19 protein-coding genes and 2 pseudogenes are annotated in these 24082 nt (G+C 43.5%); 7 read left to right on the top strand and 14 right to left on the bottom strand.

Annotated features, from left to right (window positions below; translation table 11 throughout):
• Positions 1–32: 32 nt before the first annotated feature.
• The 5 genes from LC065_RS06655 to pepT all read right to left on the bottom strand — a co-directional run bounded on the left by LC065_RS06655 (position 33) and on the right by pepT (position 3579).
• On the bottom strand, positions 33–482 hold the full coding sequence (locus LC065_RS06655) for an OsmC family protein (protein WP_226592901.1): 450 nt from the start codon (positions 480–482) through the stop codon (positions 33–35).
• 18 nt (positions 483–500) lie between these two features.
• Positions 501–956, bottom strand: a complete 456-nt coding sequence (locus LC065_RS06650) for a GNAT family N-acetyltransferase (RefSeq protein ID WP_226592903.1) — start codon at positions 954–956, stop codon at positions 501–503.
• Positions 953–1147, bottom strand: a complete 195-nt coding sequence (locus LC065_RS06645; RefSeq protein ID WP_226592905.1) for an SE1561 family protein — start codon at positions 1145–1147, stop codon at positions 953–955. Before LC065_RS06645 ends, LC065_RS06650 begins: the two co-directional genes overlap by 4 nt.
• A gap of 107 nt (positions 1148–1254) precedes the next feature.
• Complete coding sequence (locus LC065_RS06640; RefSeq protein WP_226592907.1) at positions 1255–2031, bottom strand: TerC family protein; 777 nt, start codon at positions 2029–2031, stop codon at positions 1255–1257.
• Positions 2032–2346: 315 nt separating this feature from the next.
• On the bottom strand, positions 2347–3579 hold the full coding sequence (gene pepT / locus LC065_RS06635; RefSeq protein ID WP_226592909.1) for a peptidase T: 1233 nt from the start codon (positions 3577–3579) through the stop codon (positions 2347–2349).
• 137 nt (positions 3580–3716) lie between these two features.
• Here pepT and LC065_RS06630 point away from each other — a divergent pair, with 137 nt between their 5' ends.
• Both LC065_RS06630 and LC065_RS06625 read left to right on the top strand, forming a co-directional pair.
• A complete protein-coding gene (locus tag LC065_RS06630) occupies positions 3717–4793 on the top strand; it encodes an AI-2E family transporter (protein WP_226592911.1) in 1077 nt (358 codons plus the stop codon).
• A 79-nt stretch (positions 4794–4872) separates the two neighbouring features.
• The gene (locus LC065_RS06625; RefSeq protein WP_226592914.1) at positions 4873–6057 is read left to right on the top strand and encodes an MFS transporter; all 1185 of its coding nucleotides are present in this window, start codon (positions 4873–4875) and stop codon (positions 6055–6057) included.
• Positions 6058–6818: 761 nt separating this feature from the next.
• Here LC065_RS06625 and LC065_RS06620 read toward each other — a convergent pair.
• The 4 genes from LC065_RS06620 to LC065_RS06605 form a co-directional block, all read right to left on the bottom strand.
• Positions 6819–7844, bottom strand: coding sequence for a DctP family TRAP transporter solute-binding subunit (locus LC065_RS06620; protein WP_226592916.1), 1026 nt, complete (start codon positions 7842–7844; stop codon positions 6819–6821).
• Between the two features lie 86 nt (positions 7845–7930).
• Positions 7931–9196 (bottom strand): TRAP transporter large permease, encoded by a 1266-nt coding sequence (locus LC065_RS06615; protein WP_226592918.1) that lies wholly within the window; start codon positions 9194–9196, stop codon positions 7931–7933.
• 29 nt (positions 9197–9225) lie between these two features.
• On the bottom strand, positions 9226–9780 hold the full coding sequence (locus LC065_RS06610) for a TRAP transporter small permease (RefSeq protein ID WP_226592920.1): 555 nt from the start codon (positions 9778–9780) through the stop codon (positions 9226–9228).
• A 219-nt stretch (positions 9781–9999) separates the two neighbouring features.
• Entirely contained in the window at positions 10000–10845 is an 846-nt protein-coding gene (locus tag LC065_RS06605; RefSeq protein ID WP_306163834.1) for a GNAT family N-acetyltransferase, read from the bottom strand.
• Between the two features lie 127 nt (positions 10846–10972).
• Between LC065_RS06605 and LC065_RS06600 the strand changes: the two genes are divergently transcribed.
• The gene (locus tag LC065_RS06600; protein WP_226592925.1) at positions 10973–11155 is read left to right on the top strand and encodes an SE1832 family protein; all 183 of its coding nucleotides are present in this window, start codon (positions 10973–10975) and stop codon (positions 11153–11155) included.
• Between the two features lie 40 nt (positions 11156–11195).
• Here LC065_RS06600 and LC065_RS06595 read toward each other — a convergent pair.
• A pseudogene (locus LC065_RS06595) lies at positions 11196–13054 on the bottom strand (cation:proton antiporter).
• Positions 13055–13482: 428 nt separating this feature from the next.
• Here LC065_RS06595 and brnQ point away from each other — a divergent pair.
• A complete protein-coding gene (gene brnQ, locus LC065_RS06590; protein ID WP_226592929.1) occupies positions 13483–14802 on the top strand; it encodes a branched-chain amino acid transport system II carrier protein in 1320 nt (439 codons plus the stop codon).
• A 38-nt stretch (positions 14803–14840) separates the two neighbouring features.
• Here brnQ and LC065_RS06585 read toward each other — a convergent pair whose 3' ends face one another.
• The 4 genes from LC065_RS06585 to LC065_RS06570 form a co-directional block, all read right to left on the bottom strand.
• On the bottom strand, positions 14841–15692 hold the full coding sequence (locus tag LC065_RS06585) for a transglutaminase family protein (protein WP_226592931.1): 852 nt from the start codon (positions 15690–15692) through the stop codon (positions 14841–14843).
• Between the two features lie 23 nt (positions 15693–15715).
• Positions 15716–16678, bottom strand: a complete 963-nt coding sequence (locus tag LC065_RS06580; protein WP_226592933.1) for an alpha-E domain-containing protein — start codon at positions 16676–16678, stop codon at positions 15716–15718.
• Entirely contained in the window at positions 16671–18131 is a 1461-nt protein-coding gene (locus tag LC065_RS06575; protein ID WP_306163833.1) for a circularly permuted type 2 ATP-grasp protein, read from the bottom strand. Before LC065_RS06575 ends, LC065_RS06580 begins: the two co-directional genes overlap by 8 nt.
• Positions 18132–18917: 786 nt before the next feature.
• The gene (locus LC065_RS06570; protein WP_226592936.1) at positions 18918–19853 is read right to left on the bottom strand and encodes an NADP-dependent oxidoreductase; all 936 of its coding nucleotides are present in this window, start codon (positions 19851–19853) and stop codon (positions 18918–18920) included.
• A gap of 112 nt (positions 19854–19965) precedes the next feature.
• Here LC065_RS06570 and recQ point away from each other — a divergent pair.
• The 3 genes and pseudogenes from recQ to kynB all read left to right on the top strand — a co-directional run bounded on the left by recQ (position 19966) and on the right by kynB (position 24049).
• Positions 19966–22108: pseudogene (gene recQ, locus LC065_RS06565) on the top strand (DNA helicase RecQ).
• 19 nt (positions 22109–22127) lie between these two features.
• On the top strand, positions 22128–23405 hold the full coding sequence (gene kynU / locus LC065_RS06560; RefSeq protein WP_226592940.1) for a kynureninase: 1278 nt from the start codon (positions 22128–22130) through the stop codon (positions 23403–23405).
• A gap of 11 nt (positions 23406–23416) precedes the next feature.
• On the top strand, positions 23417–24049 hold the full coding sequence (gene kynB, locus LC065_RS06555; protein ID WP_306163832.1) for an arylformamidase: 633 nt from the start codon (positions 23417–23419) through the stop codon (positions 24047–24049).
• Positions 24050–24082 lie beyond the last annotated feature (33 nt).

The following is a 24082-nucleotide window of genomic DNA, read 5'->3' as shown; positions in this document are numbered from 1 at the left end:
GGACGGCCTCCTAAGGTGGCCGTCCTTTTTTGTCATTCAGCAATGCTTGTGTCTGCTTCCATTTCAAGTTCAACATTACCCTGAATGGCTTTTGAGATCATGCAGCTCTTTTCCGCCTTTTCAATGAGACGGTTCAGTTTGGATAAATCTTTTTCGTCCGCTTCTGCGCGTAGGACGACTCTCGGTTTGTGAATGATTTTTTGATAGGTGAAGACTCCATCGGTCACATCAACGATTCCTTCTGACTGCATGTCCATTTCTTTCAACGGCAATTCCGCCCTTTCAATCATAGCTGCGAGGCTGATGATATAACAGGTGGCCGCCGCTCCGAGAAGCATCTCGTCTGGATTGGTCCCTACGTCTGGGCCATCCATCTCTTTCGGAATCGATATTTTTGTTTTCAGTTTTTCTGATTCAATGTAGCCGACTTCATTCCTTCCGCCTGGCCAGTCGGCTTTTAAATGAAAATGATGCAAAGCCATGATGTCACTCTCCTTCTTTTATTTTTCCATAGATAGGAACTCATAATGTCCCCCATTTGTTGCCTGCGTAAACGTGTGCGTCCTTTTGAAACCTACACGCTCGTAAACAGCAATTGCACGCTCATTGAAAGTAGCAACGGAAAGTGTAAAAGAATCTGCTTGATACCTTTCTCTCACAAAACAGAGACACGAGTGTACGAAACTTTCCCCCTGCCCTTTTCCTGCTTCATCAGGGTGCATACCTAATCCAAGATCAACGGTAGGATGATCTTTCACATCTACGGTCAGAAAGCCGATCAACTCCCCACCTTGATGTGCAATGTACGTATGGGGACTCCGCTTCTCTGGATTTATGAATAACTCCAAATCTTCTTCGTCAGCCGTCATATCATAAAAATCATAGGGGGCAGGATACTTCCAGGCTGCAATTTTTTCTGCTTCTTGTTGAGTAGCTGGTGTCCATTGAACCTTCAAGATTCCTGCTCCCAATCTTTTTTAAAGCGGGACATTTTCACCTGCAGCTGTTCAATCATTTCCAAAACACGATTGAAATCTTTGATATCCACATCTTCTGCATCCATGCTGGACACGACTTGGTTGAGCATTTGAATTCTATTCTTTATATAATGAAACTGTTGTGAAGGATGTTGAGCTGCCTTACCCATTAGTAAGCCCTCCTTTGTTTTCCTCTCCTTTTATCTTAACTTGCTCATAAGGAAAGTAAAAGATTTTGCCCATAAGAAAAGCTGTGGCAAAGGCCACAGCTTTTTTGTTATTCTTCTTCCACTTCTCTTTTTTCTGATAAGAACCATCCAAGTACTGCAATAAGGACAAGGACAGAATAGAAGATGATTTTCCATAAAGCTGAATGAGCAAAGTGTTCATCGATCATTTGTATATTCGGATGAGCCAGCGTTGAAACGACAAGCTTAATTCCTACCCAGCCGACAATGACAAAAGCTGCCACTTCCAATCCAGGACGGGACTTTAACAGTTTCACAAAAACATTGGCTGCAAATCGCATGATGATGATTCCGATCATACCACCGGCGAGAATGACGGCGAACTGGGCACCATCCAAGCTTCCGACTTCCGGTAAGTCTGTTTCAGGCAAAGCGACAGCAAGAGCAACGGCAGCCAATATAGAGTCCACGGCGAAAGCCAGGTCGGCAAGCTCTACTTTAAGGACAGTCGCCCAAAAGCCTTTACCACGCTGATCCCCTGCATCTTCTTCCATTTCTTCTTCATAATCATCCCCTTTGGTCCGCCACCGATCAAAGAGGTGTTTTCCTGAAATGAATAGCAAGTAAGCGGCACCCAATGCTTGAACCTGCCATACGTCTACAAGGAAGGAAATGATAAACAGAGATCCAAATCTAAGTATAAATGCACCCGCTAAACCGTAAAATAACGCCTTTTTCCTTTTTTCCTCCGGCAGGTGTTTGACCATGATCGCTAGTACAAGAGCGTTGTCCGCGGCAAGAATTCCTTCCAGACCGACAAGCACGATCAAAACCCAACCGTATTCAATCAATAATTGAGCATCCAATTCTATTCTCTCCTTTTCCATAAAAAATGGTCCCCACCACTATGGTAAGGACCAAAACAATAGACCTTTACCACAGCGGGTAAAGGTCTCGCTAACAACTTCCGTTGCCAATAAAGCCGGGGAATGTTTCCCGAAATGACGACTTTATTGTCCCAGCTACTCCCCTTTAGGAATGCTACTTCTATCCTTCATCATAGCACGCAACGGTGTTTTGTCAACGCCTTCCTGCCCACATTATAGAATAATTCTAGTATGAGGACAGGAAGGTTTCCTTATGCAACATTGAACGAACGTTTGAGCTATTCGCGTCTTCTGTTATTTTTCTGCTTTTTCTTCGAATAACCGGGCAATCTCAACAATGACCTGGGTCGCTTTTTCCATACTTTCAAGCGAAACATACTCATACTTTCCGTGAAAATTCTCTCCACCTGTGAATAAGTTTGGAGTAGGGAGCCCCATATAGGAAAGCTGAGACCCATCGGTCCCTCCCCTGATCGGCTTCACAAGCGGAGTTACTTCTTTATTCACCATAGCAGCATGAGCGATATCTACAATATGTTTCACAGGTTTGATCTTGTCCCCCATGTTGTAATACTGATCTTCAACTGTCAGTTCCACTCGTTTCATACCATATTTTTCACGGATGGTTTCTGCCATATGCTTCATCTTCTCTTTCTTCTGATGAAACGCTTCTTTGTCGTGGTCCCGAATCAAATAAGTCAATTCAGCTTTCTCTACGTCTCCCTGAATCGAGTGAAGATGGAAAAAGCCTTCATACTCTTCTGTATGCTCAGGAGCTTCTTGTTCAGGTAACAATTCTTGAAACATCACCGCCAACTTCGCCGCGTTCACCATTTTATTCTTGGCTGTGCCGGGGTGCACGCTATGGCCATGGAAGACCACTTTAGCTGTTGCCGCATTAAAGCTCTCATATTGGAGTTCTCCAAGCGGACCACCGTCGACCGTATAAGCATAAGACGCACCAAACCGTTCCACGTCAAATTTGTGCGGACCTCTTCCAATCTCCTCATCCGGAGTGAAAGCTACCCGAATCTTTCCATGTTTGATATCAGGGTTCTTAATCAAATGATGGAGGGCTGTCATAATTTCCGTAATTCCCGCTTTGTTGTCCGCTCCGAGAAGTGTCGTACCATCTGTCGTAATCAATGTCTGCCCTTTATATGTAGGAAGTTCCGGAAATTCTTCTGGTGACAGCACAACCTCCTTGTTCAATTGAATAGCACCGCCGTCATAGTCCTCTATCACCTGCGGGTTCACTCCTGCCCCAGTAAAGTCTGTCGCTGTATCGATGTGTGCAAGAAAACCGATCACAGGAACTTCTTTCTCCGTATTGGCTGGAAGGGTCGCCATCACATAGGCGTGGTCATCGACTGTGACCTCCTCCATTCCCATCTCCTTCAATTCATTCACCAGTTTATTGGCGAGCTCCCATTGTTTTTCGGTCGAAGGAGTGGCCGGGCTGTTTTCATTCGATTGTGTGTCGATTTTCACGTAAGAAGTAAAGCGTTCTAGTAATTCATTCTTCATTCAAGTTCCTCCTCCAAATTCATGCTTCTTTTTTCAGTTTATTCTTACTAAGATTAAAAGTAAATGTATTGCTTCACCGGCAAACTTTGGTATTCTTAACATAGTGATTAAACTCTTATAAAAAGGTGTGTCCGCTTTTGATTCATAAACGTTGGTTCCAAGTCATTGTTACCGCTATCCTTCTCTCCTTGTTGGTTTTATTATTAAACCAAATTCATTTTTTCTTTGAACCCATTCTGACCTATATTGCAGCCATCGCTGTTCCTCTCATTGGCGGAGGGATTCTTTTTTATATTTCTCGTCCGATGCTGCAGCTATTAGAAAAATACCGGGTCCCACGTATACTAGGGATTCTGATCATCTTTCTTTTCTACATATTCATCGGATTCTTGATCACTCGTTTCATTGCTCCAATCGCCCAGGAGCAATTCACAAAACTTGTGGACAATATTCCTGATATGGCTGATATGCTAAGTGAAACCGTTACGTACTGGCAGCAAAATCAGGATATTATTCCAAGTGAATTCAACAGTACCATTGATAATGTAGTCAATAACTTAGAAACATATCTACAGGGAGCACCGACGGTCATTATCAACGTCGTCAGCCAGCTGATCGGATTTGTCTTCGCCCTCGTGCTTATCCCTTTCTTCCTATTCTTCATGTTGAAAGATGGAGATAAGCTTGTGCCCTTCATTAAGAAGTTTTTAAGTGACCGTGCTGCAAAAAGCTTTGAAAAGCTGGCCGGTTCCGTCGATTACACGCTGAACGCTTTCATCCTGGGACAAATGACGGTAAGTATCGTCGTTGGCCTGCTGCTTTTGATCGGATACATGATCATAGACTTGAAGTATGCCCTCACCCTAGCTTTGTTTGCCATGGTTATGAATGTCATTCCTTTCGTTGGACCATTTTTAGCAGTGATTCCAGCCTTACTTGTTGGACTGTTCCAGGATCCGATCCTTGCTGTCTGGGTGGCCGTTATTACAATTATTGCCCAACAGCTGGAAGGAAACTTTGTATCTCCAAACGTCATGGGAAAAGCGCTCAGTATCCACCCACTGACCATCATCACATTGATTCTGGCAGCAGGAAGTCTCGCCGGATTCCTGGGATTGTTGTTCGCGATCCCGACCTACGCGGTACTGAAAGCCATCATCAGTCATTTTTACGAAGTATGGCTGGAAAGAAGAGAAACAACGAATCCAGAATAATATCTGCTGAAGCCCGCTATTTATAGTGGGTTTCATTTTTTGCAAACAAGGCGAACTACACGGAAAGCGAGGAAAAGAAATGCCACAACCTAAACTTTGGACATGGCCGTTCATATTTTTAATCTTAGCCAACCTATTCACATTTATGAGCTTTCAAATGCTTCTTCCAAATCTGCCTCCCTATATTGAATCCATTGGAGGCTCGAGTTTACAAGTAGGACTGATCACAACGACGTTCGCTTTTGCCGCAATCATCATTCGTCCTTTCATCGGCCACCTGCTGATGACGCGGCCACGTAAAATCCTTGTTTTGATTGGAGCCACTTCCCTACTAATCATGACCGCACTTTACCCGATTACCCAAGTGGTTGTGATTCTTTTAATCATTCGTTTCATTCACGGAATTGCCTGGGGGTGGTCTACAACAGTAAACGGGACCGCCGCTGTCGATCTTGTTCCAAGAAGACGTGTAGGAGAGGGCATGGGGTATTTCGGGCTTTCCGTAACGGTAGGGATGATTATGGCTCCGAGCCTGGGTATCTACCTTTACCAGAATTATTCCTTCGACCTACTCGTTGGTATTGCTGTTGCCTTAGGTATTATTGCCATTGTTCTTTTCTCTGTTACCAGATTTGTAACACCTGAGCAGGTATATAAGAATCAAGAAAATCCTCCACGCTTTTCTTTTACTGGCTCCCTCATTGAAAAAAGAAGCTGGTATCCGGCACTCGTTACAATCTTGAATACCTTCGGCTATGGCTCTGTTGTTACCTATATCGTGATTTTCGGCAACGAACAAGGACTTTCCGGGACTTTTCTCTTCTATTTCTTTAATGCTGTATTTGCGACCATAACGAGACCAATCACAGGTCGCTACTTTGATAAAAACGGCCCGTGGAAATTAATCATGATTTGCTCTATTCTTTCGTTTAGCGCCATGTGGGTGCTCGCTCTAGCTAGTTCAAACATCCACTTAGTCATTGCAGGAGCTATATTCGGGATTGGGTTCGGGTCCATGATGCCTGCTCTTCAAGCATGGGTCATTTCCAAAACGACGACAGAGCGAAGCGGGATTGCTAACGGGATGTACTATTCATCGATTGATCTCGGAATCGGCTCAAGTGCATTCATTCTAGGGTTTATTTATCAGTTCGTTGAAACCGCTACGCTATTCAAACTGTCCAGCTTCCTTTTCCTTCTCGTCTTACTGCTCACGATTTTGGACTACAGAAAACAAACCGAACCATGGGTAGCTCCAGAATAGAATTTTTCATACCCAATTATTGAACAATATGGCAGGTTTCTTGGAGACTCAGTTTCGAGACTGTTGTTGAGTGGATAGGGGCTGCGGGGAATAGCTCGCTTTCCGCGGGAGCGCGGTGAGCCTCCTCGGACTTCGTCCTGTGGGGTCTCACCCTGCACTTTTTTCCCGCAGGAGTCTCACCATTCCCCTCCGCCCCTTTTCTATATCAGTGTCTCGAAACCACTTCCTAAAAAATCAGCTATTAGTTTGATGGTATAAGGATAAAACTCCGATGCTCAGGTATTAGAATCCTGCAAGCTTGATACAGAGCGTTTTTTACTTTTAACAATCGGGATAGCGGAAGACAACCTCACTTGGTGAAGGGGGGCGTTTCTCACATACATTGAACAGGGTGGTTGGGAAGCTGCGAGACTCCCGCGGGAGAAGGAGATAGGCGAGATCCCGCAGGGCGTTTGCCCGAGGAAGCTCGCCACTCCCCACAGGAAAGTCTTCAAATGCGGAATCGCCCTGGTAGACACGACTGGCATAAGCAGAACAACAACGGGATGTGCTTTTTTATTCCTTTGCTGTTCTGCTTATGACGCGAGTGTCTGGGCGATGGAGCTAGACGAGTAGCTTCCCAACCACCCCTAACGCTCAACCAGGGCAACGAAGCCCGAAAACATCTCGAAACTTAGTCTCCAAGTAAAAGGAGCTTTAGTGGAAGTAAAGTTAGCATAAAAAATGTCCAGAGCTGGTGAGCTCTGGACATTTTTTATGCTTTATTCGCCTGATGCTTCAATTTCTTCAAGAAGCTTATCGAGGACTTTTCCGTCTACAGTAGAAACATCACTACGGTAGAAGTCACGGACAGGAAGCGCTTTTTCTTTGAAAGCTTTGCGTTGTTCCTCTGTCAATTCGATAATTTCTGTTGGATTTTCTGTATCGTTTTTAATCGTTTCTAGATACTCTTCATTCTGCTTCTTCTGCTCTTCGTATACCCAGTCCTGCATTTCTTTAACGGTTTCATCAACCATTGTCTTCATTTCTTCATCAAGACCTGCATACCAGTCTGTGTTGACTGTCGTCATGGCTACATAGTTGTTGTGGTTGGATAATGTCATGTAATCCTGTACTTCATTGAAAGAAGCGTCTCCAATGAAGAAGATAGGATTCTCCTGCCCTTCCACTGTACCTCTATCCAATGCTGTATAAAGCTCTGACCAACTCATTGGAGTAGGGTCTGCTCCGTACGCCTCATATGATTTTAGAATCAATGGAGACGTTTGTGTACGCATCTTAAAGTTTTCAAAGTCGGCAGGTTTTTCAATTGTCTTACTGGACGTCCACTGCATCGCACCTTCTGTCCAGTAAGCTAATGGAGAAATGCTGTGTTCTTCATACAGTTCACGTAGATCTGTGTTCAATGCTTCGCTATCATTCAAGATTTGTTGTGTTTTTTCAACACTATCAGGAAAAAGGAAATGCAGAGCAAAGATTTGTCCCTCTTTTACCATATTCCCCGTAAAACCAGGAGACATGATCGCCATCTGTACGGTTCCGTTTTGAAGCTGCTCTACTTGGTCTGTTTCACTTCCGAGTCCGCCAAATTCATAAACATCAATGTTTACGGCACCATCAGATTTTTCGTTCATCCGTTTAGCGAATTCTTCTGCGTATTCATATTGGACCTGTCCATCCACTTCTTCCGTTACGAACTTCCAATTGTAGGTTTCTCCACCATCGCCACTGGCATTGCCGTCCCCATCGTCACTTCCCCCACAGGCAGCAAGAACCATGCTGAGCATGACCAACGACATGAATGTTAATAAACTATTTTTTTTAAAGATAACAATGACCTCCCTATATTTTGTATATCAGCTCACACTCTCAATCAAAGAAGGAAGAGTGAAAGTTCCTCAAAGAATATTAGTAAAACTGAAATGGCAAACATCATCAGAATATATGGTGGTGTTCCTTTGATGACCTCTAAATACGGCTTGTTGAATACCGCACTGGCTGTAAATATATCCACTCCGAATGGAGGCGTAGCTGAGCCTAAGGCCGCTTGGAATGTGATCACAACACCTAAATGGATAGGGTCTACTCCTGCGCTCATCGCTGCAGGGTAGAAAATCGGAGTTAATATCAAGATAACCACGATTGGATCCACAAACATACATCCAATGAAGAAAAAGATCGTCACCATCAAGAGCACATAAACAGCACTAGGATCTGAGCCAAGAACGGTTTCTGTAATCATCTGTGGTATACGAGCGAATGATATGACCCATGTGAAAGCTTGTCCACCAGCCACAAGAACGAAGACGGCAGATGTCACTAAACCGGTAGACCGTGCAATTTTCGGTAGTTCTTTAATATGTACAGACCGGTAAACCAGCACTTCCAGAACAAATGCATAAAGCACAGACATACCTGCTGCCTCAGTCGGACTAAACAGCCCAGTGTAAATTCCCCCAATAATTAAAACCGGGAATCCCAATGGAAGCAGGGCTTTTTTAGTCATCTGCAGTCTTTCTTTCCATGACGCTTTATTCGCTAATGGAATGTCCGCCATTTTTGCGTAGATGACGCTGTAGATGGAAAAGCACAGGAAGACAATAACGCCTGGAATAATTCCTGCGATAAACAAATCACCTACGGATGTTCCAGATACCAACCCGTATATGATCATCCCTATACTTGGCGGGACTAGTAAAGCTACATCACTGGAATTGATGATCAAGGCCATCGCTGTCGGGTCTTTGTAGCCGATCTTCAACAAGCGCTCTCTCATCGGTTTACCTATGGCTACGACAGTCGCCTGCGTAGACCCGGATATCGCACCGAACAGGGTACATGCAGCTGCAGTTGTAACGGCATAACCTCCTCGTATATGGCCAATAAAAGATCCAATAAAATCTAACAATCGATTTGATGTTTTTCCTGTCGTCATAATATCCGCTGCAAAAATGAACAACGGTACAGCAAGAAGTACATAAGGTTCTATACCTGTAGAAAACTGTTGCATTAAAATCATAGGATCCAAATTCGGAAAGTATATGAACATTATGACCAATGGTGCCACCATCAGTGGAATCATCATTGGGAAGTTCAATAAAAGAAGGATCACCATAATTATGAGCATTGTCGCTATCATATCGTTACCCTTTCTTCATCATAATTTTTTTACAAGTGCGTTCCTTCTAGTTCATTTGTTTTTTCATCGTTATAATCCTTTGCATCCGTTCCTAAGTACACTTCGTCCCGGTGTTTAATATTGATCCATGCATTTCTCAGAAACTGAATGCCACCAAGTAAAAATCCGATGGGGATGAAAAGATACAAATAGTACGCAGGCATCTCCAATGCGGATGTCACTCTTCCAGATTCATAGACATCGAGGACGTAAAACCCTGAATAATAGGCAAGGACAAATAATACAGTAGCGGTCACTAAAGGAATGAATACAGATAATACCTTTCTCACTTTGAAAGGAGCCAGGTCATAAAAAGCAGACATGCTTATATGGCGTCCTTTCCTTGCAGCGTAACTAATCCCCATGAATGTGGCTACCACAATCGCTATTTGACTCACTTCGTCTGCAAAGGGTGGCGAATAGCTGAATAGCGCCCTGCTCAGCGCCTTACCTACAACCATCAAAGCAATAATGATGACAGCGTAACTTAATATGAACTCTTCGATCTTCAGAATGATTTTGTCTACTACCTTTAATACATTCAACTATGTAATCCCCCTAAATGATTGGTGTAGTAGTTTTTGGGTCAATTACTAAACATAATACCGAAATAGTTGTCTTTCACTCAAATCAGTTTAAACAGAATTTTTCGTCTATTTTATGTAAATTTTACCTTGTAAGAAACTTGTAATAGTTGGATGCTTATATATTCCACATAGCTCATCATAGGTGCTGAATGCTCCAATTTTACCATTACGCATTCCTTATTTTGTAAAATGATATACGATTGAATCCCCGATTCTTTCATATCCAATTTTTTTATAGATTGAGTTCGATGTAGGATTGCCAAGGTCTGTGTATAGAGAGCAAAAAGAGTAACCACTCTTGAGCAGTTTATCTGTTAGATGCCACACCGCTTGAGAGGCATATCCTTTTCTTTTATATTGATCAGGTGTGTACACAGCATTGATTGTCGCTCCATTTTTCGTTGTTCGTGCCCGACTCGCCATGGAAACGGCTGTTCCTTCGACGATCCATAAGTGAAGGCGCTGATCCTTGATCAGACTTTCAGCCAATTCCTTTGCGCGTCCAGCAACATGGTCCTCTCCTGTTTCTTTTCCATACTGTTCCAACCAATTCTCGACCATGAATTGATGGGAAGCATCCGCTTCAATTAACTGACCCTTTTGGTTTCGGATCGTTTTCAATTGATTCAGTCTGAATATTCCTTGCTCCATATGCACCTCTGCTTTCTGTCCTGTATGGTTTATCCATTCATCCAAGAAACATTCCACCGCTTTCCGTTCCCCAAGTATCCCAGGGACATCAAAATCTTCCTTAATTAAATATTGGATAAATGCACGAATATGTGCGGCATCCCAATGATCAAACGAAGGAATGATCCATAAATGTGGGGGTGTTCTCATTGTCATGAACGTAGTTCTTCCATTTTCCTGGAATCTGATTAAGTGACAAGCCTCTTTACCTTGAGAATTTTTCAGACGTTCTAAAATCCCCAAAGGCAGATTATTTTCCGCTTCCTTATTCAGCAGCAATGGTTCTACTCGTTCATAGAACTTGATTGGATCACGCTCATAAATTATAGTCATCTAGGAGTACCCCTTTTCTTTTTGCTTTAAACCATTTTTTTGATAAAATTCTGAATAAGATGAATTTTTCTTTCCATTATACGTCTCAATGACATGGAGAACAACATAAAGAAAGGAAGAATAAACCATGACAAAAAAAGAAATCCAAGACCAAATTACTTTCTTAAAAGCTGATTATATTCGTATTCAAGGAGATTTAGATAAGCTTGAAGCCGCCGGTGGCAATATTCAAAATGCCGAAAAACAACTGGCTCGGATGGAAGAAGAGTTAAAAGAACTAAATAAGCAGTTAGCTCAGACAGAGCAATAATAAAAGACGGAGGAAACTGATTTCCTCCGTCTTTTTATGTTTAAGATTTCTTTTGATTTTCTTTATCTTTTCGCTGCCCCTCAAGTTTTTCCTGGATTTTCTCAAACTCTTTACTCGGAGGCATTAAGGAAACGATGACATCACCATTCTCTGCCCTATACTCCATATCCGGGGTAAAGAACTCAACTTTTCCTGAGGCTCTTTTCGCAAATAGAAGCATGGCGTGTTGATCCATATTCTTCATATAGTCTTTGAAAGTATATTGTTCTGTGATTGTCGTTTTGCGGAATACGTAGCCGTTTTCCACTCGAGCATTCAATTCTTCCCATGAAGCCCCTTCTTCAAATAGGACTCTCCCTCCAATTGTATGCACAAGGTCTTCCAAATCGTCCCCCTCTTTATTACTTAAACTAAGTTGGAAAGAGTTGTTACGACCGAACTCAGGTACGAAGGTCGTACAGACGAGGGCATTGTAAGAATCCAGTTCCGTAGCGGCAACGAGATACTCATATGGTGTCATATCTAAATAATACTCGGTCTGCTCAGATAAAATTTCTCCATGATAGGATTCAATCCCTCGAGAACGTGCACGGGAAAGCCTCTGCCATGAAGAGTCCGTAAGAAGAACGGGGATTTTAAGATCCTCCAGTGTCTTGGCAAGACCTGTTGTAAATGCACTTCCTCCTGCGATGAGCACTCCACTGGCGGCCCCTCCATTGATAAACCTAACTTTTTCGCAAGCCAGCCAATAGAAAATCCATGGGCGACAACGGTTGTAAATACTAAGGCAAAGGTCAATGATATGAGAATCGACGCATCCTCAAATCCTTCCTCCAAAAGGACACTCGCAAAATAACTGGCAACAGTTAGTGCGACAATCCCTCTTGGTGCAATCCAACCGACCAGAAGCTTCTCTGATTTAGATAAATCCGTCCCCATAGTGGATATAAAAATCGAAAGTGGGCGGACGATAAACAACATTAATGCTACGAACCCGATAATTTGTATGTTGAAGATTTCCACCAAAGTGTCGACCGTCAGGGAAGCGGTCAGCATGACGAAGATGGTAGAGATTAATAATAAGGATATATTCTCTTTAAAGTGTCGCATATCTGCGATTGAGGAGATGTGCATATTTGCAAGGGTCATCCCCATAGCTGTTACAGATAATAGACCCGTTTCATGCATGATTTCATCAGCAATCGTAAAACAAGCAATAACAACTGCAAAGACGGCTGGGGATTTAAGGAACTCAGGGATATATCCTGTTTCGAACATCCAGCCAACACCTTTTCCGCAAACCCAGCCAAGAAAGACAGCAAAGGCGGAAGCTGCAAAGAACATCAATAATGCAGAAGGATCATTGTTGGTCAGAAAAAGGATAATTTCGAACGCAAATACCGCTAGTAAAGCGCCAATCGGGTCGACAATGATACCTTCCCATTTCAGAATTTTAGCTGGCCGAGGTTTTAACTTGGCCTGACGTAATAAAGGAAGGATTACAGTCGGTCCAGTAACAATGAACAAGCCCCCGATCGTAAAGGCGACCGCCCAGGACAAACCAGCCACATAATGAGCCGCTAATGAACCTAATATCCAGCTTAGAAACGCACCGAAAGTTACGATCCTGAACACAGGGCGACCTAAACCTTTCACTTCCTTCATATCAAGGTTCAAACTTCCTTCGAAAAGGATGACGGCGACGGCCAAGGATATGATTGGTTTATAAAGTTCTCCGAAGTCCTGCTCAGGGTTCATGAGGCCTAGTACAGGACCGGCTAAGAGACCGGCGATGGACATGACTACAATAGCAGGCAACCGAAAGCGCCAGGCCACCCATTGCGAACCTACGCCGAGAAACCCCACTAACATCAGTTGCAATAGTAACGAATCTATCATTAAACAGTCTCCTTCTGTAAGGTGTATGTACGAACCTCAAGTAATATAGACATATTCTATATGCCTCTCCCTCATCTGTAAACTAAATTGTCTGTAAAAACTTCCCTTTCACATCAAACCTTCTTCCAATATAGTTTCCGATTGTGAAAGACTCAGTTTCGAAACTTTTGTTGAGTGGGTGTGTTGAATAAACCCTTATTTTGTAAGGGAATCACACAAAAAATGGTATGGTAATCATAACCTTTTAAATTTTCTAAAAAAATAATTGACAGAAAGGTGTGACATTGATAGTATTACGGCGGTGCGTTAATCTCATTCACGTTTTAATAAGGAAAATCATGCAGAAGTCTTGATTATTGCCGCTCATCTTTTGGATAAGAGCGCTTTTTTTACGCAAAATATACAGACATCTATGAGGAGGAGCCAGTATGAAAGCAAGAGACACAATTTTTATCGGATTCACGTTGTTCGCTTTGTTTTTCGGTGCTGGAAATTTGATCTATCCTGTTTCCCTCGGTATTGAATCAGGAACATCCTATTTTCCGGCTATTTTCGGTTTTGTAATTACTGGTGTAGGATTACCTATTATAACGGTAGCGGCTATATCGCTTGTACGTAACGGCGCTGTACAATTAGCTGGACGTGTACACCCGATGTTCGGATTATTATTTACGGCGATGGTTTATCTTGTGATTGGACCTTTCTTTGCCATTCCAAGGGCTGCAAACGTCGCCTTTGAAACAGGCATCGTTCCCTTTACAAACGGTAAGTCTTTGACGTTATTCATTTTTACGGTCTTATTCTTTGTACTTGTTTATTGGCTCAGCCGTAATCCATCTAAACTAGTGGATCGTGTGGGACAAATCTTAACCCCTACATTGTTTTTAGCTATTCTAGGCCTCGTCATTGGAAGCTTTTTCATGCTGGATGGACAGATCCAACCAGCGGGTGAGAAATATCAGTCCCAACCTTTCTTCACTGGATTTATTGAAGGTTATTTGACCATGGATGCTATCGCTTCTCTAGCTTTCGGTATTATCGTTGTTTCTTCCTTCCGTGATCGCGGAGTCACCGATCCGAAAGTATTAACCCGCCGGACATTGAAAGCAGGTTTAGTAACAGCCATTGGACTAACCACTGTCTATGTGGCCATTGGGTGGATCGGAGCTAGAATGGCTACAGAAGGCTCCTTTGATAATGGAAGTGCCATCCTTGCTGGTGCTGCACAAATCATGTATGGGGATGTAGGGACACTATTGCTTGGTGTCATTGTAGGACTAGCCTGTTTAACAACATGCATAGGTCTAACGGTTGCTTGTGGCCAATTCTTTTCAAAGCGTGTTCCTGGGCTGACTTATCACCATGTCATTATCATAGTAACTTTGATTAGTTTGGCGATATCTAATATCGGATTAAACCAAATCATCGCTTATTCTGTTCCAGTTCTTGTGTTCGTCTATCCGATCACCATCGTTCTGGTCGCCCTAACATTCATGAGCCCCCTCTTCAATCACTCACCTTATGTGTACAGAGGAGCCATTCTATTGACTGCGTTCATTGGGGTTTACGATGGGCTCGTAGCTTTTGGCGCAGATGTATCAGCCATCGAACCATTAATCAGTCAACTGCCATTGTTTGAACTGAACCTAAGTTGGGTCTTCCCGGCGATTGTTGGTGGAATCATCGGATTAATGATCGATTACTTCAAAGGACAACCACGTCATAAAGAAAGCTTCCAGAACGGATGACGTATGAAAATCCCTCTCCATTATGGAGAGGGATTTTTTTAATGGTCTAGAAGTGTCACGCTGACTTTCACATCAAGGTTCTGGCCGCCGCCTCGATATACTCCTTGAAGTGGGCTGACATCAGCATAATCTCTTCCTGTACCAATTCTAATGTGCTGTTCTAATGCTTCGACATTGTTGGTAGGATCCAAACCGATCCATCCGATTCCAGGCACCATCACTTCCACCCACGCATGTGTGGCTGCATCCCCCACAAGCGCTGAATCTTCTCCAACATAAAGGTAACCACTCACATAGCGGGCAGGTACACCCTGGGCCCTTAAGACACCAATCATAATGTGGGCAAAATCCTGGCACACCCCAGACCTTAATGGCCATGATTCGTAGGCCTTGGTATTGACCTGAGTCGTCGTTGTATCATATCTGATCAATTGGTGGATATACTCCATTAACCTTAAAGAAAAGCGTATAGGGTCCTTTGCGTCTCCGACTTCATTGATAATCTCTTCGTGTTGTTCTTTATACAGGAAAGTATAAGGTGTTTCGTTCAAGTAAGCCAGATAGTGGTGACGAAAAAGCTCTGAATGAAAAATAGTCTGCATCTCATCCGAACATTCAATCATTCGGATGAATGGGCTTTTTTGGATACTGACCGTTGACGTCGTCTTCAACGTTAAGTGTTCATGCTTCTCGGGAATAAAGAATGTTTCCACATGGTTTCCCCAGAGGTCAATATGTTCCTTCGTCATCGAACCTGGAGTGATTTCAGTCCGGTAAGCCAATAGCCTCTGACATTCATCCGTCCTTGGTTTCAAGCGGATATGATTCATGCTCTGATCGACAAAATTATCATAATAAAAGGTGTTCGTATGCTCAATTTGGAACTTCACTGTGTATTCCTCCTGGATAGCCTTTACTTGACGTGAACGGGTTCAATTAAATAATAGGTTTGTGAGAACATTCGACTGAGCGTCATGCACCGATCCTGGAAATGATCAAGAAATGACATCAGCTCATTCATATCCATTTCCTCTATGTTTGTCCTGGTAATTTCATCTTGAATGAGCTCGAGCATTTGAAAAAGGTCCTCGGAATAATGAGAGATTTTCCCATCTTCAAGCTTGTTGACGGCTTCAAAGACATGGTCCATGCAATAACGAATCGACCGAGGGAACGTCCCTTCTTTAATTAAAAAACTAAGGACGTGCTTCGACTCCATTGTAGGTGGATGTTCTTTAATATACGCATCATAACCATTCAAAAACTGCAGAGCTGTCAGCCAGTAATAGTAGTGGTCCGTCGGAACATCGGCTTCTTTTCTGTTTTTTTCACAGGTCACATTCAATATTCTTGCCGTTTTCTCAGCGCGCTCCAGCCATTTCCCTACTTTAATAAAAGTATAAGGAGTGCCACGGCTCATACTGGACTCAATAACACCTTGTGATGTCATGGAAGTTTTAATTACACGATCCAGGTAATCCTGGGTATGCTGCCTCGTATTCGGCAGCTCCTGCCACTCTTTTTGGTCCAAATGAAATGCGTTTAAAACTTCCCAAAGTTCTTCAGGAAGGATATCCCTTGTTGAACGAGCATTCTCTCGGGCATAATTCATACAATTCATAAGAGAGTTGACGTTAAATGGACTGATGGTCAAGTACTGGATCAATGTTTCCCTGTCTAAACGATCATACAGACTGTAATAATCTTTCGCGGAAGCACAGACTTCCACAATCTCTTCCCAGTCGCGATCTGAGGCCTCTTGATTTTGTGCCTCCAACATATGAATGAGCTGTACACTGAGTACCCTTGCATTGTTTTCGGATCGTTCTATGTTGCGCGACATCCAGTATAGAGAATCTGCTACACGACTAAGCATGTTGATCACCACTTTCTGTCAAGATCCAAGTATCTTTTCCTCCCCCACCTTGTGAGGAGTTCACAACAAGAGAGCCTTCTTTGAGAGCTACTCGTGATAACCCTCCATGAAGTACATTCGTCTTTTCTCCATTCATGACAAACACGCGCAAATCTACATGACATGGATAAAATCTACCTTCCTGATACGCAGGAGCCCTTGATAATTTAATGGTCGGTTGGGCGATATACTGATGAGGATTTTCAATAATTTTCTTCTTAAATTCTTCACGTTCACTTTCTTCCGACTGCGGACCAATCAACATGTCATACCCGCCTGAAGCCCCTACATTTTTCACAACCAGTTCATGGATGTGGTCCAGAACATAATCCAGACGTTCAGGATCACTGAGGAAATAAGTTTCCACGTTCGGGATAATTGGATCTTCCCCGAGGTAGAAGCGAATCATATCAGGAACATAAACATACATCGCTTTATCATCCGCAACGCCATTACCTATCCCGTTAAGTATCGATACATTCCCTTTTTGATAAGCTCTGAGCAATCCTGAAACTCCGAGAGCAGAGTCAGGACGGAAGGCTTCTGGATCAAGGAAATCATCGTCGATTCTTCTATAAATGATATCGACACGTTTCAAACCTTTAATGGTCTTCATGTAGACAACATCATCTTTGACAATCAAATCTCTTCCTTCTACCAGTTCAATTCCCATCTGTTGAGCAAGAAAGACATGATCATAATAGGCAGAATTGTATATCCCCGGCGTTAATAAAACGGCGGTCGCCGCTTTAGTAGGATTCGCATTGGCCGGTAAATGGCTTGTTACCGCCTGGTGAAGTTCTGACAACTGATGCTCCAATGTTTCAATGGAATGTTGGAAGAACAATTCAGGATAGACTTGTCTCATGACATAACGATTTTGGAACACATAAGACATCCCTGAAGGGTTCCGCAAATTATCTTCCAATACCCGGTACTGCCCCTTCTCATCTCTAATTAAATCTACTCCGGCAAGGAATATATGGTTCCTTAAAGGGATATCTATGCCACTGACTTGCTTGTTGTAGTAATATGGATTGTTCTCAATCAACTCTCTCGGGATGACTCCCGCTTCTATAATTTCCTGATCATGATAAATATCTTCCAAAAAATGATTGAGCGCGGTCATCCGCTGCTTCATCCCTTTTTCAATCTCTTCCCAATCTTGTCTCGGAATGATAATCGGAACAAAGTCGAACGGCATCGTTCTTTCTGTGCCTCCCGTGTGGTTATACACGGTAAATGTAATGCCTTGTCTAAGAAAGTTAAGCTGAGCTGTTTCATGCTTTTTCATCAAATCTCGTTCTGTAAATTGATTGACCAGTTGATAAAACCATTGGTAATGCCTTTTTGGCGCACCATCCTGTTTCATCATTTCATCAAAATAAACTCCCGTTTGATAATTTGTGAGCACGACATCTCCTCCATTTCTACATACTACATATCCTTTACCCTTAGTTTACTCTACTCACTCACAAATTGTAAGAAAATTTACACAACAATTGTCGTTTCTTATGAGAGTTCTTAAAGTAACTGGAAGGATTATGGAAGACTCAGTTTCGAGATGTTTCGGGGTTCGTTATCGTGATGAGCGCCAGGGGTGGCTGGGAAGCTACTCGCTTTCCTGTGGGGGAGTGCCGAGCTCCTTTCTCCCACGGGAGTCTCGCAGCTTCCCAACCACCCCTTTCAGAAGGAGAGAAACGAACCCCTTCACCGTGGGAGATGGTGCCTTTCACTATCCTGGTGTTTGTAAGCATAAAACGCTCTATAATAATCCTTCCCCATACATAATAGCTTCATTGGGAGTTGATTCCCTTTTTTATTACCATGTGAATGAAAGCAGCTTATTCCAGAAGTGGTTTGGAGAATATTATATGGTAAAGGGGCGGAGGGGAATGGCGAGACTCCTGCGGGAAAAAAGTGCTTGGTGAGACCCCACAGGACGCAGTCCGAGGAGGCTCAAAAGAATAGAGGAAGTTCGATTAAGTTCGGCACGTCCTGTGCCAACATCGAACGACCCCACTTCGTGTGGGGCCCCGCGGAAAGCGAGCTATTCCCTGCAGCCCCCATCCACTCAACAAGAGTCTCCAAACTGAATCTGCCACATTAGGGAGCTTATGCGAAGTTCATATTTGGATAAAAAAACCGGACCAGGTCATCCGTTTGGGGGATGACCTGGTCCGGTGCGAAGGGAGAGGTCCTACTTAATGTTGATAACGATTTTTCCTTTGGCATGGTGGGTTTCGCTTACGCTATGGGCTTCTTTTAAACCTTCCTCACTAAGGTCAAAGCGGTGTCCGATGACGGATACTAAATCTCCTTCTTCCATCATGGAAGCAAGTTTGGACAATTTCTCTCCGCTCGGCTCAAGCCAGACAAATCCTGCTTTCACTCCATGTTTGGCAGCGAGGTCTTCATCAGGCGGCTGGACAATGGATGGAAGACGGCCTCCTTCTTTCAGGACAGAAAAGCTTTTTTCCTGAATTTCTCCACCGAGGGTATCGAGGACAATATCGTAATCACTCAATACTTCTGAGAAGTCCTCTTCTTTATAATTAATAAAACGATCGACACCCAGTTTTTCTACCCACTCCTGATTCTTTCCGCTTGCTGTCGCTGCTACATATGCCCCTTTTTGCTTCGCAATTTGAATGGCATAGTGGCCAACGCCTCCTGATCCTGCGTGGATGAGTACATGGTCTCCCTCTTGAATGTCACCAAAATCCACTAAGCATTGCCAAGCGGTAAGACCGGCCAGTGGCACCGCTGCCGCTTCTTCAAAAGAGACATTCTCCGGAAGATGGGCTAAAAGATGTTCATCCACTGCTGTGTACTCTGCATACGTTCCGTTTCGCGTTGTATCCGGACGAGCGAAAACACGATCGCCTACCTTAAAGTTATCTACTGCGGAACCAACCTCCGCAACGATTCCTGCAGCATCCCACCCTAAAATGATAGGAAATTTAAAGTCCAGCATCTCTTTCAAGTAACCTTCACGAAGCTTCCAGTCGATAGGGTTGATGGATGTAGCGTGCAATTCCACGATGACCTGGTTTTCATTTGGAACCGGGCGCTCCACGTCTTTTTCTTTTAATTGCTCTCGATCTCCATATTGCTCAATAACAATTGCCTTCATATAAAAATAGCTCCTTTTTAGAGGTATGACCTCTATAGTTTTCCCCACAGTTTTCACGTGAAACATGATAAGATGTGGAAGAAAGAAGATTATGTATAAAAGGATGATCACGATGATTCAACAGGCCGAGAAAATTCTCCAACAATACTACGGTTATTCCTCGTTCCGCCCCGGTCAAAAAGAGGCCATTACTCATGTTTTAGATCAAAAAAACACTTTGGCTGTCATGCCGACAGGAGGCGGGAAATCCCTCTGCTATCAAATCCCCGGACTCACTTTGCAAGGAACTGCAATCATCATATCTCCATTGATTTCTTTGATGAAAGACCAAGTGGATGCTCTCCACTCTTATGGGGTAGCTGCTACATATATAAACAGTTCCCTTTCTCATACAGAGCAGCAACAAAGGCTTAGGGATATGGAAAAAGGCCGCTATTCCTTTGTATACGTCGCTCCTGAGCGGTTTGACTCCCCTAACTTTTTGGCTGCTATCAACAGCATTTCCCTTTCATTGATTGCCTTTGATGAAGCGCACTGTATTTCCCAATGGGGACACGACTTCCGCCCAAGCTACCGATCCATTGTCCCTACTTTGAAAAAGGTCGCAAACCTTCCTGTCCTTATGGCGCTCACAGCTACAGCAACACAGGAAGTAATCAAAGACATCAAAGAATTAATCGATGTCGAGGATACGAATGTAATCAATACGGGATTCGCCAGGGACAACTTATCCTTCCGTATTATCAAAGGCCGTGACAAACGTGAATTCATCAGCGAATACTTGACTCAAATTCCTAATGAATCCGGTATCATCTATACGGCCACACGAAAAGATGCTGACCAGCTTCATTACCTTTTAACGAAAAAAAGGATTTGCCGCTGGAAAATATCACGCAGGAATGACAGAACATCAAAGAAAGCAAGCACAGATGGATTTCGTTCAAGATGAGGTGACCACAATGATTGCAACCAATGCTTTCGGGATGGGCATCGATAAATCAAACGTCCGGTATGTCATTCACTATTCCATGCCGATGAATATTGAATCTTATTATCAGGAAGCAGGACGTGCCGGCCGTGATGGTGAGCCTGGGGATTGTGTATTGCTTTTCTCCAGCCAGGATATCAACCTGCAGCGTTTTTTGATCGATCAGTCCCCCAATGAAGAAAAGAAAAAGGATGAGTACACGAAACTTCAGGCGATGGTGAACTATTGCCATACCCACTCCTGTTTGCAGCAATACATTCTCGACTATTTTGATGATCCGACAGACTCCGAACCTTGTGGTAAATGTACGAATTGCACCCATGATGGTGAAGAGCAGGATATGACAAAAGAAGCGCAAATGGTATTATCCTGTGTGAAACGCATGGGCGAAAGGTTCGGAGCAGGCCTGACAGCAAAGGTTCTCAAAGGTTCTTCCGACCAAAAAGTGAAGCAGTTCCGCTTCCAACAGTTATCGACCTATGGCATCATGCCGAATTATACAGAAAAAGAACTGACTCGATTCATTCAGTTTTTAACGGCGGAAGGCTATCTATCAACAGGCGAAGGACGTTACCCTTCACTAAAACTGACAAATGAAGCTGTTTCTGTCATCAAAGGAAATCAACCTGTCCTTATGCTTGTTGAATCCACAACGAAGAAACAGAAAACAGAATACAATGAAGAATACTTCGAAGAGTTGCGACAGTTACGTAAGTCGATTGCAGATGAAAGCAACCTCCCCCCTTACGTCATCTTCTCTGATGCCACCCTTAAGGACTTGAGCATCTATCTCCCGGAAAGCAAAGAAGAGATGATGAACATCAAAGGGATCGGGGAGCAAAAGTTCGAGAAGTATGGAGAACAGTTCCTAGAGAAAACTCGCCCGTGGGGCGAAGCGACAGAGACAAAATCCACCCCGGCTCGCTCGACCGAACCTTCTGTTCAAAAGAAAGATCCATTTGATGATCGTCCCAGTCACATCATTTCTTACGAGCTTTGGGAACAGGGAAATGATGTGAAAGAGATAGCAAAAGAAAGAGGTATAGGCAAACAAACGATTGAGAACCATATTTTCCGAGCAGGAGAAGAAGGGCATGAAATTGATTGGGACCGATGGTTTGATGAGGAACAAGAACGTCACATTTTGCAAGCCTATGATCAAATGGAGGATCAAAAATTGAAGCCCTTGAAAGAGTCTCTGCCTGAAGGGTATTCCTACTCTATGATCAAGGCTGTCCTTGTAAAGCATAACTTGATTAATGAATGATCGTTGAGGAGGAAGATTTATGACTAAACCTTTAATCTCAAGAGAAGATATAAAAGCATTGGACCAACAAGACCCGCTAAAACCATTCAAACGTGAATTTTACCAGGAAGGTTTTTATTATATGGATGGGAATTCCCTTGGTTTACTTTCGAAACGTTCTGAAGAAACCCTCTCCACCTCACTAAATGATTGGAAGAAACATGCCATCGGGGGATGGACGGAAGGAGAAGAACCGTGGTTTTACATGTCAGAGAAGATCGGGGCTCTGACCGCGCCTCTTATCGGTGCAAAACCGAAAGAAGTCATCAATACCGGTTCCATTACATCGAATATTCATCAGTTGCTGGCGACCTTTTATAAGCCGGAAGGAAAACGGACGAAAATCCTGGCTGATGAACTGAACTTTCCGTCTGACATTCACGCCATGAAGAGCCAAATCAAATGGCACGGGTTAGCTCCGGAAGAGCACTTGATCCGTGTGCAAAGCGAGGATGGCTACACGTTATCTGAAGATACCATTATGAAAGAAATGGACGAAGACATTGCTGTTCTTCTCCTGCCTTCCGTTTTATATCGTAGTGGTCAACTGCTCGATATTGAAAAAATAACAAAGGCGGCTCATGAATATGGGATCATTGTCGGCTTTGATCTTGCCCACTCGATCGGAGCCCTTCCTCACCGCTTGAACGAATGGGGCGTCGACTTTGCTGTCTGGTGTACGTATAAGTATTTGAATAGTGGGCCTGGCGGGGTTGGCGGGCTGTATGTGAATGAAAAGCATCTTGGAAAAAGCCCGGGACTTGCAGGTTGGTTCAGTTCAGATAAAGACAAGCAGTTCGACATGAGTCACGAACTAACTCCTGCAGAATCCGCAGGAGCTTTTCAAATCGGAACCCCTCATGTGCTCAGTTCAGCGCCTCTCCTAGGATCACTGGAACTTTTTGAAGAAGCAGGCATTCAACAGATTAGAAACAAATCATTGAAGCTCACTCGTTTACTAATGGATCTCATTCATCAGGAACTATCGGGGTACGGGTTCAAAATCGGCAACCCTTTGAATGATGAACGCCGAGGAAGTCATGTGTGTCTAATCCATGACGAGGCCGCAAGCATCTGTAAAGCTCTAAAACAAGAAGCCATCATTCCTGACTTCCGCTCACCAAACGTCATCCGCCTTGCCCCGATCGCTTTTTATACGTCTTACGAAGATGTGTATGACGTCGTATTACGCTTGAAAGACATCATGGAGAATGACAAACAAAAGCAGTTCAAAAATGAAAGAGACACCATCGCTTAAGGAGGTCTATGATGATGAAATTCATTGATATTACGATGAAACTGAACAATGATACGCCTCCCTGTCCAGGAGACGAGCCATTTGAATACAAACTGACCTGGTCCATGGAGGATACGGGATCGGTCAATGTCGGCCAATTCAAAGGGAGCAATCACATCGGGACCCACGTAGATGCCCCTTACCACTATGATTCGGCCGGCTTAAAAATTGCAGACCTTCCCGTCGATCGATTTTCCGGCCAGGCTCTAATTGTGTCCGTAAAAGATGAACCGGTTATCACTAAAAAGCTTTTGGAAGACGTAGATTTGAGTAAGGTAAGTAAAATTTTGTTCCATACGGAGAGTTGGAAAGACCGTACCCGCTTCCCTGATCAATACACAGTCATCGGTGATGACGTAGGCCCATTTTTAAAACAGCAGGGCATCGACCTCATCGGCATCGATACTCCTTCTGTGGATCCAGAAACGAGTAAAGAGTTAAAAGGACACCACACCCTGTATCAGAATGACATCTTGATTCTTGAAGGAATTGATCTTTCTCAAGTACCCCAAGGAATTTATGAGCTTTTTGCATTCCCACTAAAAATGGAACAAGCCGACGGCAGCCCCGTCCGTGCCGTCTTACGCAGCACTGATGCATGCTAGTCAGCTTCAGCCAAATCATTTCCCTAATGTATG

Source organism: Halobacillus litoralis (genome assembly GCF_020524085.2).
Classification (GTDB): Bacteria; Bacillota; Bacilli; order Bacillales; family Halobacillaceae; genus Halobacillus; species Halobacillus litoralis_E.
The sequence above is the reverse complement of the archived record's forward strand: the minus strand, read 5'-3'. Positions and strand labels throughout refer to the sequence as shown.

Bases quoted from the DNA above. Each gene is read 5' to 3' on its own strand.
- LC065_RS06655 (WP_226592901.1), bottom strand. From the start codon at position 482: ATGGCTTTGCATCATTTTCATTTAAAAGCCGACTGGCCAGGCGGAAGG.
- LC065_RS06645 (WP_226592905.1), bottom strand. From the start codon at position 1,147: ATGGGTAAGGCAGCTCAACATCCTTCACAACAGTTTCATTATATAAAG.
- pepT (WP_226592909.1), bottom strand. From the start codon at position 3,579: ATGAAGAATGAATTACTAGAACGCTTTACTTCTTACGTGAAAATCGAC.
- LC065_RS06625 (WP_226592914.1), top strand. From the start codon at position 4,873: ATGCCACAACCTAAACTTTGGACATGGCCGTTCATATTTTTAATCTTA.
- LC065_RS06620 (WP_226592916.1), bottom strand. From the start codon at position 7,844: ATGCTCAGCATGGTTCTTGCTGCCTGTGGGGGAAGTGACGATGGGGAC.
- LC065_RS06615 (WP_226592918.1), bottom strand. From the start codon at position 9,196: ATGATAGCGACAATGCTCATAATTATGGTGATCCTTCTTTTATTGAAC.
- LC065_RS06605 (WP_306163834.1), bottom strand. From the start codon at position 10,845: ATGACTATAATTTATGAGCGTGATCCAATCAAGTTCTATGAACGAGTA.
- LC065_RS06600 (WP_226592925.1), top strand. From the start codon at position 10,973: ATGACAAAAAAAGAAATCCAAGACCAAATTACTTTCTTAAAAGCTGAT.
- brnQ (WP_226592929.1), top strand. From the start codon at position 13,483: ATGAAAGCAAGAGACACAATTTTTATCGGATTCACGTTGTTCGCTTTG.
- LC065_RS06580 (WP_226592933.1), bottom strand. From the start codon at position 16,678: ATGCTTAGTCGTGTAGCAGATTCTCTATACTGGATGTCGCGCAACATA.
- LC065_RS06570 (WP_226592936.1), bottom strand. From the start codon at position 19,853: ATGAAGGCAATTGTTATTGAGCAATATGGAGATCGAGAGCAATTAAAA.
- kynU (WP_226592940.1), top strand. From the start codon at position 22,128: ATGACTAAACCTTTAATCTCAAGAGAAGATATAAAAGCATTGGACCAA.
- kynB (WP_306163832.1), top strand. From the start codon at position 23,417: ATGATGAAATTCATTGATATTACGATGAAACTGAACAATGATACGCCT.